The sequence below is a fragment of the Azospirillum sp. B21 genome (assembly GCF_008364825.1).
Lineage (GTDB): Bacteria > Pseudomonadota > Alphaproteobacteria > Azospirillales > Azospirillaceae > Azospirillum.
Map to the genome: position 1 here is coordinate 25,751 of NZ_VTTO01000001.1, position 15,288 is coordinate 41,038.

At 66.5% G+C, this 15,288-nt stretch carries 16 protein-coding genes; 3 read left to right on the top strand and 13 right to left on the bottom strand.

From position 1 onward, the window contains the following. Positions 1-23 precede the first annotated feature (23 nt). From hflX to ccsA, 11 genes are all read right to left on the bottom strand, one after another. Positions 24-1,292, bottom strand: coding sequence for a GTPase HflX (hflX, locus tag FZ983_RS00135; RefSeq protein WP_149222417.1), 1,269 nt, complete (start codon positions 1,290-1,292; stop codon positions 24-26). A gap of 52 nt (positions 1,293-1,344) precedes the next feature. Beyond that, positions 1,345-1,593 carry an RNA chaperone Hfq gene (hfq, locus tag FZ983_RS00140; RefSeq protein WP_012974114.1) on the bottom strand — a complete coding sequence of 83 codons (249 nt, stop codon included), beginning with the start codon at positions 1,591-1,593 and terminating at the stop codon, positions 1,345-1,347. Positions 1,594-1,656: 63 nt separating this feature from the next. After that, a complete protein-coding gene (locus FZ983_RS00145) occupies positions 1,657-2,385 on the bottom strand; it encodes an HAD family hydrolase (protein ID WP_149221638.1) in 729 nt (242 codons plus the stop codon). A gap of 38 nt (positions 2,386-2,423) precedes the next feature. Then, a complete protein-coding gene (locus FZ983_RS00150) occupies positions 2,424-2,831 on the bottom strand; it encodes a type II toxin-antitoxin system VapC family toxin (protein ID WP_149221639.1) in 408 nt (135 codons plus the stop codon). 7 nt (positions 2,832-2,838) lie between these two features. Next, positions 2,839-3,108, bottom strand: coding sequence for a type II toxin-antitoxin system Phd/YefM family antitoxin (locus FZ983_RS00155; protein WP_149221640.1), 270 nt, complete (start codon positions 3,106-3,108; stop codon positions 2,839-2,841). A gap of 64 nt (positions 3,109-3,172) precedes the next feature. After that, a complete protein-coding gene (locus FZ983_RS00160) occupies positions 3,173-4,573 on the bottom strand; it encodes a sigma-54 dependent transcriptional regulator (RefSeq protein WP_149221641.1) in 1,401 nt (466 codons plus the stop codon). After that, entirely contained in the window at positions 4,563-6,881 is a 2,319-nt protein-coding gene (locus FZ983_RS00165) for a PAS domain-containing sensor histidine kinase (RefSeq protein ID WP_149221642.1), read from the bottom strand. Before FZ983_RS00165 ends, FZ983_RS00160 begins: the two co-directional genes overlap by 11 nt. A 204-nt stretch (positions 6,882-7,085) precedes the next feature. After that, entirely contained in the window at positions 7,086-8,531 is a 1,446-nt protein-coding gene (gene ntrC / locus FZ983_RS00170) for a nitrogen regulation protein NR(I) (protein WP_149221643.1), read from the bottom strand. Beyond that, positions 8,531-9,757 (bottom strand): ATP-binding protein, encoded by a 1,227-nt coding sequence (locus tag FZ983_RS00175; protein ID WP_211102859.1) that lies wholly within the window; start codon positions 9,755-9,757, stop codon positions 8,531-8,533. The genes ntrC and FZ983_RS00175 overlap by 1 nt, the downstream gene beginning before the upstream one ends. Then, a complete protein-coding gene (dusB, locus tag FZ983_RS00180; protein ID WP_149221644.1) occupies positions 9,757-10,743 on the bottom strand; it encodes a tRNA dihydrouridine synthase DusB in 987 nt (328 codons plus the stop codon). The genes FZ983_RS00175 and dusB overlap by 1 nt, the downstream gene beginning before the upstream one ends. A gap of 113 nt (positions 10,744-10,856) precedes the next feature. Beyond that, positions 10,857-11,684, bottom strand: coding sequence for a cytochrome c biogenesis protein CcsA (ccsA, locus tag FZ983_RS00185; protein WP_149221645.1), 828 nt, complete (start codon positions 11,682-11,684; stop codon positions 10,857-10,859). 179 nt (positions 11,685-11,863) lie between these two features. Between ccsA and FZ983_RS00190 the strand changes: the two genes are divergently transcribed. From FZ983_RS00190 to FZ983_RS00200, 3 genes are read left to right on the top strand one after another with little or no spacing between them, the layout of a single operon-like run. After that, positions 11,864-13,033 (top strand): bifunctional 2-C-methyl-D-erythritol 4-phosphate cytidylyltransferase/2-C-methyl-D-erythritol 2,4-cyclodiphosphate synthase, encoded by a 1,170-nt coding sequence (locus tag FZ983_RS00190; protein WP_149221646.1) that lies wholly within the window; start codon positions 11,864-11,866, stop codon positions 13,031-13,033. Positions 13,034-13,068: 35 nt separating this feature from the next. Further along, positions 13,069-13,572 (top strand): CinA family protein, encoded by a 504-nt coding sequence (locus tag FZ983_RS00195; RefSeq protein WP_149221647.1) that lies wholly within the window; start codon positions 13,069-13,071, stop codon positions 13,570-13,572. A gap of 42 nt (positions 13,573-13,614) precedes the next feature. Beyond that, complete coding sequence (locus FZ983_RS00200) at positions 13,615-13,803, top strand: 4-oxalocrotonate tautomerase (RefSeq protein WP_014247666.1); 189 nt, start codon at positions 13,615-13,617, stop codon at positions 13,801-13,803. A 30-nt stretch (positions 13,804-13,833) separates the two neighbouring features. Here the strand turns inward: FZ983_RS00200 and FZ983_RS00205 are convergent, their stop codons facing one another. Both FZ983_RS00205 and lipA read right to left on the bottom strand, forming a co-directional pair. Then, complete coding sequence (locus tag FZ983_RS00205; RefSeq protein ID WP_149221648.1) at positions 13,834-14,289, bottom strand: type II toxin-antitoxin system RatA family toxin; 456 nt, start codon at positions 14,287-14,289, stop codon at positions 13,834-13,836. Between the two features lie 36 nt (positions 14,290-14,325). Next, complete coding sequence (gene lipA, locus FZ983_RS00210) at positions 14,326-15,282, bottom strand: lipoyl synthase (RefSeq protein ID WP_149221649.1); 957 nt, start codon at positions 15,280-15,282, stop codon at positions 14,326-14,328. Positions 15,283-15,288 lie beyond the last annotated feature (6 nt).

Here is a 15,288-nt window from a genome sequence, read left to right on the forward strand (position 1 = left end):
GCCGCATAGGTCCTGCCGCACCGTCAGGCCTGGGATTGCGGCTGGAACCGCTTCTCGAACCGTGCGAGGTCGGCCGGATCGAGGGAGACGTGCAGATGCGCCCGCTCCTCGTCGTCCCGGCGTTCCAGCACCTCGCCCTTGGCATAAAGCCAGGCGAGCGCCGCACCGTCGCCCAACTCCACCGACAGGTCGACCACCTGCCGGTTGACGTTCATCCGCTGGTCCAGCAGGCGGTCGAGATCGTCGATTCCCTCGCCGGACAGGGCCGATACCGCAACCGCACGCGGGTTGCGGCTGGTCTGGGCCAGGATCGCCGCGCGGCTTTCGCCGTCCAGCGCGTCGATCTTGTTCAGGACCTCGATCACCCGGTCGTCCGTTTCCGGATCGATATCCATGTCGGACAGCACCTCATGGACGTCGGCCTTCTGGGCGTCGCTGTCGATGTGGGCGATGTCGCGGACATGCAGGATGATGTCGGCGGCGTCCACCTCTTCCAGCGTGGCGCGGAAGGCGGCGACGAGGCCGTGCGGCAGGTCGGAGATGAAACCGACGGTGTCCGACAGGATCACCTTGCGGCCCGATGGCAGGGTCACCTGCCGCATGGTCGGGTCGAGCGTGGCGAACAGCAGATTCTGGGCAAAGACGTCGGCATTCGCCAGCCGGTTGAACAGCGTCGATTTGCCGGCGTTGGTGTAGCCGACCAGCGCCACCACCGGGTAGGGCACCTTGGCGCGCGCCTTGCGGTGCAGGCCGCGGGTACGCCGCACCTCCTCCAGTTCCTTCTTGATCTTGATGATCCGGTCGCCGATCAGGCGGCGGTCAAGTTCGAGCTGGGATTCGCCGGGACCGCCGAGGAAGCCGAAGCCGCCGCGCTGCCGCTCCAAGTGGGTCCAGGAGCGGACGAGCCGCGATTTCTGGTAGGTCAGCGACGCCAGTTCGACCTGCAGCATGCCTTCCCGCGTGCGGGCACGGGCACCGAAGATCTCCAGGATCAGGCCGGTGCGGTCGATGACCTTGGCCTTCAACGCCCGTTCGAGGTTGCGCTGCTGAACCGGCGACAGGGCATGGTCGAGGATGACCAGCGTCGCCTCGGTCTCCTCCACGACCTGAGCCAGATGCTCCACCGTGCCGGAGCCGAGCAGGGTCGATGGCTGCGGCCGGTTCACCTTGGCGCATTCGGCATGGATCACATCCAGCTGAATCGCTTGGGCAAGACCGATCGCCTCCTCAAGCCGTGATTCGGGAGGGCGCAAGTCCCCGTCCGCCTCGTTGCGGAGGACGGGGTGGACCACGATGGCCCGCGCGGCGCCTTCCGGGGCCGCGCCGTTACCATTGGTCAAGGGATCAGACGCTTTCACCTTCCTTGGGCGGCTCGAAAAGTTGAATGGGATGGGCCGGCATGACCGTCGAGATTGCGTGCTTGTAAACGAGCTGGGAGTGCGCGTCGCGCCGCAGCAGTACCGAGAAGTTGTCGAACCAAGTAATGATGCCCTGGAGTTTCACGCCGTTCACGAGAAAGACGGTTACGGGAGTCTTGTTCTTGCGGACGTGGTTCAGAAACACATCCTGCACGTTCTGGCTTTTTTCAGACATTTTTCATGCCCCCTTCTTCAATGTTCTTGGGACCCCTCGTCTAAAGGCGGTCCGCTCCCCGTTTCACGGTGTAGGTTTGGTGCGCGCAGGTACCGTCTCGACAGCCGTTTGGAGGGATATGGTATCACCATTGCCATCCACCAAGCCACACAGGACGCTCTGCAGCGCCGTACAGTCGGTGTGGCGATGGGCGGGAGGAAAACGGTCGAAGCCGCTCCCCTCGCCAAGCCCTATTAGCACCGGAACGAGACCGGCGCCATGGGCGCATTCCATGTCGATGTCGGCATCGCCGAGAAGCCAGACGTCGGCTCCCGGTTCGATGCCCGCCGGCTCCAGCGCCATCCGCACCGGGGCGAGGTGCGGCTTGTCGAACTCCGCGTCCTGGGCGCCGACCAGCTTGCCGAAATAGCGGGTCCAGCCCAGCGCCTCGGCCTCCGCCCGCAGGAACTTGCCGTTCTTGTTGGAGACGACGGCCTGATAGACGCCGCGCTCGTGGAAATGGCGCAGCAGGGTCTCTGCGCCGGGCAGCGGCTTCAGCCCGTCCAGATGATGGGCGGCGAAATAGCCATAGAAGAGGTCGCGCGCCTCGGTCCAGCGCTCGCCGAAGATGCGGGGGAAGCTGTCGCGCAACGACGCCTTGATCCGCTCGCGCGCCTCCTCCGCACTCCAGGGGGCAAGGCCGAAGGATACCAGCGCATGGTTCAACGCCTCGCGCACCGTGTCCCAATTGCTGACCAGGGTGTTGTCCCAGTCATAAATGACGGCGCGCGGCAGGGTGATGGAAGCGGACAAGGAGGGCTCCGGTCAAAGTCAGTGGAGGCGGACCTGGATCAGCAGGCGTGTACCCGGATGGCCCCAGATGTGGCTGCATATTCATGGATCAGCCTGTCCCGGGTCATGAGAGGAACGCCGAGTTCGCGGGCGGTGGCGATCAGCATCCGGTCGGCCGGATCATTATGAAGCGGCTCCGGCAGGTTCGAGGCTCCCAATGCCGCGTCGAGTGAGAGCGGCAGGCAGCGCAGCCCGGCAGATGCCAAGAACCGCTGCATCCAGGCCGATGCCTCCAGATCCAGACGAATCCGGCCCTTGCGCACCAACGTGCCGATTTCCCAGGCCGAGACGGTCGAGACCAGGATCCCGCCGGCCGACCTTTCCTGCTCTATGCGCTCTCGTGCATCGGCAGAAAGCTCGATCCCGGCGTCGAGCCATAGGATCGCGTGGGTGTCGAGAAGGATCATTCGGCGGTCACCGGTGCAGGATCCCGCTTTCGGCGTCGAAGGCGTCGTCGTCGAATGTCGGCCGGGTCAGGTCGTAGCCGCCCACCACCTCCACGGAGCCGGAATGGGCGCCGAACAGCGGCGGCAACTCGCGATCCGGCGGGTTCAGTTCCGCAACCGGACGTCCATGCCGGGTCACCACGATCTTGGCAACGCGGCGGTCTTCCAGATCGTCGAACAGCGAAAGGCATTTCGCCTTGAACTCGGTCACGCTGACCGTCACCACCGGCAATCCCATGGCAGCCTCCGCCAAAATGGTCAATTCAATATGACCATTTTGGCGGTCCCGTACAAGCGGCCACTCACTCGATGAACATCTTGCCCTTCTCGCTGCCATGGACGCCCAGCGACTTCAGCTTGCGGTGAAGGGCGGAGCGTTCCATGCCGACGAAGGACGCGGTGCGGGAGATGTTGCCGCCGAAGCGGGTGACCTGGGCCAGCAGATACTCGCGCTCGAACACCTCGCGGGCTTCGCGCAGGGGCAGGCCCATGATCTCGCCGCCCTTGTCCCATTTCAGGACGGTCGGCGTGATGGCGCCGATCTCCGGCGGCAGGGTGTCGGCGCGGATCGGCTCCTTCGGGTCGCCATGTGCCATGATCAGCAGCCAATCCACCACATTGCGCAGCTGCCGCACGTTGCCCGGCCAGTCATAGGCCTGGAGCGCGGCCATTGCGTCCTCGCCGAATTCGCGGATCGGCAGGCCGGACGCCTCGGCGGAGCGCTGCATGAAATGCCGGGCCAGCACCGGGATGTCCTCCCGCCGCTCTGCCAGCGACGGCACGCGGATCGGCACCACCGACAGGCGGTAGAACAGGTCCTGGCGGAAGCGACCCTGCTCGATCTCCGCCTGCAGGTCGCGGTTGGAGGTGGCGATGACGCGCACGTCCACCTCGACCCGCTGGCCGCCGCCGACGCGCTCGAACACCTGCTCCTGCAGGGCGCGCACGATCTTGCCCTGGGTTTCCAGCGGCATGTCGGCGACCTCGTCCAGCAGCAGCGTGCCGCCATGGGCCTGCTCGAAGGTGCCGATCTTGCGGCCGGGGCCGTCGACGCCGGCCTCCGTGCCGAACAGCTCCATCTCCAGCCGTTCCGGCCGCATGGTGGCGCAGTTCAGCCCGACGAAGGGACCGCCGGCCCGGCGGGAGCGGGCGTGGATCAGGCGGGCGACCACCTCCTTGCCGGCACCGGGCGGGCCGGAGATCAGCACGCGGCTGCCGGTGGGCGCCACCTTGTCGATCGATTGGCGCACCTGATTGACCGCCGAAGACCGGCCGATCAGTTCCGCGTCGCCGCCGGCGCGCAGCTTCAGTTCCTGGTTCTCGCGCTTCAGCCGCGCCGCCTCGATGGCGCGGTCCACCATCAGCAGAAGGCGGTCGGCCTTGAACGGCTTCTCGATGAAGTCGTAGGCGCCGACCTTGATCGCCTGCACCGCGGTTTCGATGTTGCCGTGGCCGGAGATCATGATGACCGGCAGGTTCGCATGGTCGCGCATCAGCTGTTCCAGGATCTGCAGGCCGTCCAGCCTGCTGCCCTGCAGCCAGATGTCGAGCACGACGAGGCTCGGCCGGCGCGCCGCCACCTGGGCGAAGGCCTGATCGGCGTCGGCGGCCTCGCGGGTCTTGATGCCTTCGTCGTTCAGGATGCCGGCAATCAGCATCCGGATATCGGCTTCGTCGTCGACGATCAGAATGTCATGCGCCATGGGCTTCGTGCCTCATCTCTCCGCCGGTCTCCGCCGGCCTGTCGTCACGGCCGCCCGCGTCGTTCGCGGCCGTAACCGGGTGCGGAACGACCAGGGTCACGCGCGCCCCGGTCCCGCCTTCGCGGTCCTCCAGGGTCAGCACGCCGCCATGGTCCTCCATGATCTTCTTGACGATCGCAAGCCCCAGCCCGGTGCCCTTGGCCCGCGTCGTCACATAGGGTTCGGTCAGCCGGTCGCGCTGCTCGCCGCCGGGCAGGCCCTTGCCATTGTCCTCGACGGTCACGACGACCTTCTCACCGTCATCCTCCACCGCGATCGATACCTCGCCGGGCGGCAGTTCCGAGCCGTCGGCGGGTTGGGCGCGCCCTTCGATGGCATCCGCGGCGTTCTGCAGCAGGTTGGTCAGCGCCTGCGAGATCTGCCGGCTGTCGCAGGCCACCGTCAGCGGTCCCGCCGGCAGCCGCGTCTCGAACCGGATCTTGCCGGTATGCGCGCTGGATTGCAGGAAGACCGCCTGCCGGACCAGATCGTTGATGTTGACCGGCTTCATCACCGGCTGCGGCATGCGCGCGAAGGCGGAGAACTCGTCCACCATGCGGCGGATGTCGTCCACCTGCCGCACGATGGTGTCGGTGCACATGGTGAAGACCTCCGTATCGCTGGAGATCTCCTTCAGGTACTTGCGGCGCAGCCGTTCGGCAGACAGCTGGATCGGCGTCAGCGGGTTCTTGATCTCATGCGCGATCCGGCGCGCCACGTCGGCCCAGGCCGCCTTGCGCTGTGCCGACACCAGTTCGGTGATGTCGTCGAAGGTGACGACATAGCCGCGCACGTTGCCGTCCCGCACCTCGGCGGCGATGCGGACCAGCAGGGTCAGCATCGGCTTGCCCGGCCGGCGGACATGGATCTGGTCCTGCACGACGCGGCCGGGCTTCTTCGGCGCGTTCTCCAGCAGTTCGCCCATGTCCGGCAGCAGTTCGACCAGCGAGAGGCCGACCAGCCGCTCCGGATCGTCCTCGCCCAGCAGGCGCGCGGCGGACAGGTTCGGCAGGTTGATGACGCCGTCGGCATCCAGGCCCAGCACGCCGGCCGACACGCCCGACAGCACCGTCTCGGTGAAGCGGCGGCGTTCGTCCAGCAGGCGGTTGGTCGACAGAAGCTCTCGCCGCTGCCCCTCGATCTCGGTCGTCATGCGGTTGAAGGCGCGGGACAGCAGGACGAATTCGTCCTCCCCCGGCGGTTCCGACACGCGGACAGTCAGGTCGCCGGCACGCACCCGTTCGGCGGCGCCGATCAGCGCGCTGATGGGGCGGACAAGCCGGGTGGCGAAGTTCAGCCCGGCCCACACCGCAGCCAGCAGCAGCAGCATCGCCACCATGAGGAAGATCAGCGTGAAGGTGATCTGCAGACTGCCGCGCTGGCTTTCCAGCGCGCTGTATTCCTTCACCGCCCCCTCGGCCGCCGCCATGTGCTGCAGGACACGCGGCTCCACCATGCGGCCGACATAGAGGAAGGTGTCGGACATCCGGTCCAGGCTGACCAGCGCGCGCACGCGGTCGTCGGATTCCTTGACGATCAGCGCGACCTCGCCATTGCGGGCCTGCTGCAGCTTCTCTTCCGGGATCGGCTCGAACTCAAGGGTGAAGGTGTAGCCGACGCGGGCGACGATGGCGCCGGTGGTGCCGTTGAAGACGATGGCCTCCGACAGGGCGCGCAGCATCGCCTGGGTGGCCACCACCTGCTCGAACCGCTGCGGATCGCTGGAGAAACGGGCCTCCTGCGACAGGTCGTTGGCCATGGCCAGCGCGTCGGCGCGGATGTTCTGTTGATGCTCGTGCAGGTAGGCGCTGGCGACCACCAGGGACTCGTTCACCGCCGTGCGGACGCGGTCGCTGAACCAGCTCTGCACCCCGGCATAGAAGAACAGGGTCGAGAAGACGGTCATGATGATGGCCGGCGCCACCGCCAGAACGCTGAACACCAGGACCAGCCGGGTGTGCAGCCGCGAGCCGGCCAGCCCGCGCCGCCGGCCGATCATGATCGCCACGATGCGCCGAGCGATCAGCACGCCCAGGGTCAGCAGGATCGCAAGGTCGAGCGTCAGCAGAAGCGTGACCGTGCGCGGATTGGCCTGCCCGAAGGGCGCACTTTCGGTCATCGCCGCGTAGGTGGCGAAGCCGGCGGCAAGCGCCGCCAGCGACAGCGCAAAGGCCAGCCGCTTGCCCAGGCCGACCCGCCGGGACCATTGAAGGAATCTCTGCCAAACCGGCATCTGGCCGGCCGCAGGGGTGTCGGTTGTCAGGGGCATGGTCCGGCGCTAATCTGTTGCCGGAAAGATACACTTCTGTTGCGGCCCTGCCAAGATGCAATGGCTCTGTCTTTCGGACAGGGCGCCGATATGCCGGCCGATATGGGCTGCGGGGACGGATATGTGCCTTGGGGGCGCATCCGTCCGTGCCTGGGGCGTGTCACAATTTTGGCACGGACGGGTTGCGGCGGCGTGGCGGAACCGCTACTTGATCCCGCGCATCACCTGAATGTCCAAGTCGCGGATCTTCTTGCGCAGGGTGTTGCGGTTCAGCCCCAGCAATTGGGCGGCCTTGATCTGGTTGCCGCGGGTCGCCGACAGGCTCAGCGAGATCAGCGGCCGTTCGATCTCGCGCAGGACGCGGTCGTAGAGGCCGTTGGACGGCATGCCGTCCTTGTGCGCGGCGAAATAGTCCTTCAGATGGCGTTCGACCGCGGAAGAAAGCCCTTCGCTTTGCGGCTCCTCCACCGGCTGGGAGGCAGGGGTGGCGTCGGCAAGCTCCGCCTCCACCACGTCCAGGCCGATGACCTCCTGCGAATAGAGGGCGGCCAGCCGGCGGACGAGGTTTTCCAGTTCGCGCACGTTGCCCGGCCAGCGGTAACGCTTCAGCCGGTCCATCGCCGCCTGATCGATGCTCTTGGCCGGGAGCCCTTGGGCGATGCCGAGATTCAGGAAATGGCGGACCAGCAGCGGAATGTCTTCGGTACGCTCGCGCAGCGGCGGCAGGCGGATGGGCACCACGCACAGGCGGTAGAACAGATCCTCGCGGAACAGGCCCTGGCGGATCAGCGTGCGCAGGTCGCGGTGGGTCGCCGCGATGATGCGCACGTCGGTCTTGATCGCGGTGCGCCCGCCGACCGTGGTGTATTCGCCCTCCTGCAGAACGCGCAGCAGGCGGGTCTGCGCCTCCAGCGGCATGTCGCCGATCTCGTCCAGGAACAGGGTGCCGCCCTGCGCCTGCTCGAACCGGCCGGTCGACCGGTTGGTGGCGCCGGTGAAGGCTCCCTTCTCGTGGCCGAACAGTTCGGATTCGATCAGTTCGCGCGGGATGGCCGCCATGTTGATGGCGACGAAGGCGCCGTTGCGCCGCTTGCCGTAATCGTGCAGCGCGCGGGCCACCAGCTCCTTGCCGGTGCCGGACTCGCCGGTGATCATCACCGTCAGATCGGTGCCCATCAGGCGCGCAAGCACCCGGTAGATTTCCTGCATCGCCGGCGAACGGCCGATCAGGGGAAGCTGTTCCTCGCTCTCCTGGTCGCCGCCGGGCATGGGAGCGGGCGCGTTGTTGGCGTTCAGCGCGCGCTCGACGACCGACACCAGTTCCTTCAGGTCGAAGGGCTTGGGCAGATATTCGAAGGCTCCGCGTTCCGCCGCCTTCACGGCGGTGATCAGCGTGTTCTGCGCACTCATCACGACGACGCGCAGTTCCGGCCGCAGCTTCTTGATGCGCGGGATCAGGTCCAGGCCGTTTTCGTCCGGCATCACCACGTCGGTGATGACCAGATCCCCCTGCCCGTCCGCCACCCAGCGCCACAGCGTCGCGGCGTTGCCGGTGGTGCGCACCTCGTGGCCCAGGCGGGCGAGGGCTTGCGTCAGGACGGTGCGGATGGCGCGGTCGTCATCCGCGATGAGAATGGTCGCCGCGCTCATCAACGACTCCCCCGGCCGCCCTTGGACTGCGAGCCAGCGTCAGAAATCTTCGAATTCCCGGGAAGTTTCGAGTCTTCGTATTTCGAATCATCGTACATCGGCAGCGACACCTTGAAGACTGTCCGGCGAGGCTGGCTGTCGAACTCGATGGTTCCGCCATGGTCGCCTATGAGTTTCGCCACCAATGCAAGACCAAGGCCAGTCCCGTTCACCTTGCTGGTCACGAAGGGATCGAACAGGTTCGACTGCAGGTCTTCCGGAATGCCGTCGCCATTATCCTGAACCGTCACCAGCAGCGGCAGATGCCTGCGCGTGTCGCCGCCTGGCAGGGCCATGCGCACACCATGCTGGTAGGAGGTGGTCAGCGTGATCTCGCCGCCTGATTCCGGTGCAGCCTCTGCCGCATTTTTAATCAGATTCAGGAAAACCTGCACAAGTTGGTCGCGATTGCCGTAAACGGGAGGCAGTGACGGGTCGTAACGCTCGACAAAGCGTATTTTTCGGGCAAACCCGCTCTGGGCGACCTTGCGCACATGCTCCAGCACGGTGTGGATGTTCACCGCGGCCCGCTCCAGCGGCCGTTCGTCGGAGAACACCTCCATCCGGTTGACCAGCGCCACGATGCGGTCGGCCTCGTCGCAGATCAGGCGGGTCAGCACGCGGTCCTGGTCGCCGGCATTCTCCTCCAGCAGCTGGGCGGCGCCCCGGATGCCTGACAGCGGGTTCTTCACCTCATGGGCCAGCATCGCCGCCATCGCGGTGACGGAGCGCGCGGCGTGGCGATGGGTCAGGGAGTGGTCGATCTTGCGGGCCAGCGACCGTTCATGGATGGTCAGCACCACATGGTCGGGCGGATCGCCCATGGCCGCCACCTGCACCGTCACATGGTGCGGGCCGATGCGGGGCGTGTCGATGACGACGCCGTCCTGCGACACCCGGCGGCTGCCGCGTCGAACCTGCTCGATCAGCCCCATCACCGGACTGTCCGGCGGCAGCAGATCGGGCAGCGGCATGCCTTCCATCGCATTGGCGGACAGGTCGAAGAACTCCTGCCCTTCCAGGTTGACGAAGCGGATCTCTCCGTTGCCGTCCACCACCAGCACCGGATCGGGCAGGCTGTTCAGCACCACCAGGGAGTCCAGCCGCGGCGCCCGCGAGGCACCCGACCGGTTGCGGCCACGCTGGCCCGGGGCGGTCCCGCGGCTGGTCATGGGTACGGGATCCATCAGGCGGCCATCCTTTCGATTGCCGGTTCGTAAAAGGCACGGATACGGTCACGCACCGCGTCGGGATCGCCCAGCCGGTTGACCTCCTGCCGAAACTCGTTGGAGTCGCGCAGGCCGGTCGAATACCAGGACACATGCTTGCGGGCGACCTTGATGCCGCCGTCCGTGCCGTAATGGCTCAGCATGCTGTCGAAATGCTCCAGCAGCGTTTCCATCTGCTCATGCAGCGGCGGATCGGGCAGCCTTTCGCCTGTGCGCAGGTAGTGCATGACCTGGGACGGGAACCAGGGGCGGCCGTAGCTTCCGCGGCCGATCATCACGCCGTCGGCGCCGGATTCCGCCAATGCCTGGTCCACCGCCTCGAAGCTGGTGATGTCGCCGTTGACCACGATGGGGATCGACACCGCGTCCTTCACATGGCGGACATAGGTCCAGTCGGCGGTGCCGGTGTAGAACTGCATGCGGGTGCGGCCATGGACCGTCACCATCCTGATGCCGCACAGCTCGGCGATGCGGGCGAGGTTCGGGGCGTTGCGGTTGGTCTCGTCCCAGCCCAGCCGCATCTTCAGCGTCACCGGGATGCTGACGGCTTTCACCACCGCTTCCAGGATGCGGCCGGCCAAAGCTTCGTCCCGCATCAGGGAGGAACCGGCATGGCCGTTGACCACCTTCTTCACCGGGCAGCCGAAATTGATGTCGACCACTGCGGCGCCGCGATCCTCGTTCAGCTTCGCGGCTTCTGCCATCACCTCGGGTTCGCAGCCGGCGAGCTGGACGGCCATCGGGAATTCTTCGGGCTCGGTCTCCACCATGCGCAGGGTCTGGCGGTTCTCGCGGATCATCGCCTGGCTGGCGATCATCTCCGACACCACAAGGCCACAGCCTGCGCGCTTCACCAGCCGGCGGAACGGCAGGTCGGAGACACCTGACATGGGCGCCAGGATCACCGGTCCGGCGAGCGTGATGGGTCCGATTTTTATGGTCATTCTCACCTGCCCGATTGATGGGCAAAACAACAAAGTGCCAACATTTTAAGCAAGTTATCACGCAGGCCCGGCGCGGTGCAAGGGCGAAGCCCATGGCAGGGGTCAAGCGCCGTCTACCAAGTCCATTGCCCGATCAGCACGTTGGACACGAACTTCACGCCTGGATAGGCGAGCGTCGCCAGCAGATAAACGATCAGCATCGTCCGCGCCGCCGTCCGTCCGCGCACGCCGGTGCGGTATTCCGCCAGCAGCAGAATGCCGATCACCACGAAGGTCGCCAGCGACAGCAGGCTCTTGTGATCGGTGCGGAACAGCAGCCCCTGCTCGAAATAGAGCACTGCCATGCCGGTGGCGAGGCCGGCGCCCAGCACCACCTCCGACGCGATCAGCAGGCGCAGCTGAAGCCGCTCGCTCTCGGCCACCGGCGGCAGGAAACGGCTGAGCGGGGTCGGCCGCTTGGTTTTCAATGCCCGCGTCTGCAGCACCGCGGCCAGCGACGCCACGGCGCTGAGCGTCAGAAGGGCATAGGTGAAGACCGACACCCCGATGTGAAGATCGATCCAAACGCCGGGAGCATTGCCGCGCATGACCGGAGCCGGCGCATCCTCGGTCAGCGTGGCAAACAGGCAGACGATCAGCAGATAGGGCAAAAGCAGAGGCGACAGCCTCCAGGCCGTGCCATGGAACAGGCTGAGCCCGATGAACAGCGCCATGCAGGCGGCGGTGGTCACCCACAGCGCGGTGGAAAAGCCGGTCTGCCACTGTCCCGCGACTTGCAGGATCGCCCACATGCCCGGTCCTGCGGCGGCGAGCAGAAGAGCGCCCCAGAAGGACCAGCCGCGCCCCTCCACCCCCTGCCCCGCGATGCGCCGGTAGGGATAGAAGGCGGCCGGCACCAGGGTCACCAGCGCCGTCAGGCTCAAGAGAATGTTCTGCGACATGGACCCGAACGCACTCCCGTCTTTCCGCCCCGACATGCCGCCGCCGTCATGTGGCCATCGACCCGCCGGGAACCGTCCGGCGATGAAACAGGCAGGCTCGGCACTTGGCGGAACCACGGCGACAGGCTAGGCTCCGCGACGTTTCCGTCAAGTGGCTATCATATCTTACGGTTTGCCTCATGCCCACCCGCATCGCGCCCACCTGCATCGCCCTGATCGTCGCCGGCGGATCCGGCCAGCGGTTCGGAGCCGAACGGCCGAAGCAATATCTCGACCTCGCGGGCAAGCCGGTGCTGCGCCGGACGGTGGAGGCATTCCTGCGCCATCCGCAGGTCGGCGGCGTCCGCGTCGTCATCGACCCGGCTTGGCGCGACGCCTATGACGCCGCGGTCGCGGGGCTCGGTCTGCCCGACCCGGTGGCCGGCGGGCCGAGCCGTCAGGAGTCGGTGCGCAACGGGCTGGAGGCGCTGGCCGCCGGCGCTCCCGACCTCGTGCTGATCCACGATGCCGCGCGCCCCCTGATCGACGAAGCCACCATCGGCGCGGTGATCGCCGCCCTCGACGACCAGCCCGGCGCCATTGCCGCGGTGCCCGTGGCCGACACGCTGAAGCGCGCAAACGACGGCACCATCGGCGCGACGGTGGACCGCGAGGGGCTGTGGCGGGCACAGACCCCGCAGGGCTTCCGCTTCCCCGCCATCCTGCAGGCTCACCGCGCCGCCGCCGGCCTGTCGCTGACCGACGATGCCGCGGTGGCGGAGCGCGCCGGGCTGGCCGTCGCCCTGGTGCCGTCCAAGGAGGACAATTTCAAGGTGACCACTCCCGACGACCTGACCCGCGCCACCCGCGCGATCATGAGCAACCTGTGGGACGTGAGGACCGGCAGCGGTTTCGACGTCCACCGCTTCACCGACGGCGACTTCGTGACGCTCTGCGGTCTGCGGGTTCCGCACAGCCATGGGCTGGAGGGGCACTCCGATGCCGATGTCGGACTGCATGCCCTGACCGACGCGATTCTCGGTGCGCTGGCCGCCGGCGACATCGGCAGCCACTTCCCCCCCACCGATCCGCGTTGGCGCGGGGCCGACAGCGCCAAGTTCCTGCGCCACGCCGCCGACTTGGTGGCGGAGCGCGGCGGCGTCATCGCCCATGCCGACGTGACCATCATCTGCGAACGGCCGAAGGTTGGTCCCCACCGGGCAGCGATGGCGGAACGGATTGCCGAAATTCTGGGCATCGAGGTCGGGCGGGTCAGCGTCAAGGCGACCACCACCGAACAGTTGGGCTTCACCGGCCGCCGCGAGGGCATCGCCGCGCAAGCGGTGGCGACCGTCCGCCTTCCCGGCTAAGATCCGACCCGACACCACGAGCCGGGAGAGGCCGCATGTTTCCCGAGACCATCCGCGACCTTGCCGCCCAGACGCTGGCCGAATACGGCCTTGCCGGCTACATGATCGCGACCGCCGAATCCTGCACCGGCGGTCTGATCGCCGGCGCGCTGACCGACATCGCCGGCTCGTCCAAGGTGGTCGACCGCGGCTTCGTCACCTACACCAACATCGCCAAGACCGAGCTTCTCAACGTTCCCGCCAGCCTGCTGCACGCCCATGGCGCCGTCAGCCCCGAAGTGGCGATCGCGATGGCGGTGGGCGCGCTGGCGAAATCGCGGGCGGACGTGACCGTGGCGGTGACGGGGATCGCCGGCCCGGGCGGCGCCACCGAAACCAAGCCGGTCGGCCGCGTCTATATCGCTACCGCGGTACGCGGCGGTGCGGCCAAGGCCAAGGAATACACCTTCCCCGGCGACCGCGACGCCGTCCGGATGGCGACCGTCCAGGCGGCGCTGGAACGGCTGCGGCTGGCCCGCCCGACCGGAAGCATACGCTGAAAAAACGCCTGTAAGCACTTTACACAAAGAGGAAAAGGCCCGATGCCGACCATCAACATCCAGCTTTTCGAAGGCCGCACGGTCGAGCAGAAGCGCGAATACGCCAAGGCGTTGACCGAAGCGACCGTGAAGGTGCTCGGCTGCTCGCCCTCGGCGGTGGACATCATCTTCCAGGACGTGAAGAAAAGCGATTGGGCCAGCGGCGGGGAACTGTGGTCGGACAAGACCTGACCCGCCTGCCTCCGTCAGGCCCGCAGGGCGTCACGCCGGTTGCGTCGCCCTGCCCGGCCCATACAGCTGGGCTGCGCGCGTCTCGAAGGCCTGCACCATGCGGCGCACGGCTTCGTTGAACAGCAGGCCCATGATCTTCTGCAGCATCTTCGAACGAAATTCGAAATCGACGAAGAAGTCGACGCAGCAGCCGCCGGGATGGTCGTTGAAGATCCAGTGGTTGTTCAGGTACTGGAACGGCCCGTCGGTGTATTGCACGTCGATGCGGCAAATGGATTCGCTCAGTTCCACCCGCGAGGTGAAGCGTTCGCGGACCATCTTGAACCCGATGATCAGGTCCGCGAACATGACGTTGCCTTCGCGCTTGCGGATGCGGGCCGCCAGGCACCAGGGCAGAAACTCCGGATACTTCTCCACGTCGGCGACAAGGTCGTACATCTGCCGGGGGGTGTAGGGAAGAACCTTCTTTTCCGCGTGCGTGGGCATGCCCGTACCATATCCTTTCTTATTGAGCCGCCTGCATCAGGCGGCCGCGACCCCCAACTTGCGCAGCCGGGCTTCGCGCAGCTTCTCGAAATCGGCGCCCGCATGATAGGACGAGCGCGTCAGCGGCGACGAGGCCACCAGCAGGAAGCCCTTGCCGCGGCCAACAGTGGAATAACCGTCGAACTCCTCGGGAGTCACGAAGCGATCCACCGCCGCATGCTTGGGCGTGGGCTGGAGATACTGCCCAATCGTCAGAAAGTCCACATCGGCGGAGCGCAGATCGTCCATCACCTGCCCGATCTCCTCCTTCGTCTCGCCCAGCCCGACCATCAGGCCGGACTTGGTGAAGATCGTCGGGTCGAGCTCCTTCACCCGCGCCAGCAGCTGTAGCGAGGCAAAATAGCGGGCACCCGGGCGGATGTTGGGGTACAGGCGCGGAACCGTCTCCAGATTGTGGTTGAAGACGTCGGGCTTGGCCTCCACCACCACCTCGACCGCACCCTTCTTCTTCTGGAAGTCGGGGGTCAGGATCTCGATGGTCGTCGTCGGCGACGCGGCGCGGACGGCGCGGATGGTGCGGGCGAAATGCTCGGCACCGCCATCGGCCAGATCGTCGCGGTCGACCGAGGTGATGACGACATGGCTGAGCTTCAGCTTGCCGACCGCCTCGGCCACATTGTCCGGCTCATGCGGGTCCAGAAGGTCGGGTCGCCCGGTCTCGACATTGCAGAAGGCGCAGCCGCGCGTGCAGATGGAGCCCAGGATCATGAAGGTCGCGTGCTTGTGCTTCCAGCACTCCCCGATATTCGGGCAGGCGGCCTCTTCGCACACGGTGTTCAGCTTCAGCCCGCGCATCAGCTGCCGGGTCTCGTTGTATTCCTGGCTCATCGGCGCCTTGACCCGGATCCAGGCCGGTTTGCGCTGGATCGGGTTGTCGGGCTTATGGGCCTTTTCGGGGTGGCGCTGCTTCTCGGTCTGGTCGACGAGGGTCATGGTCTA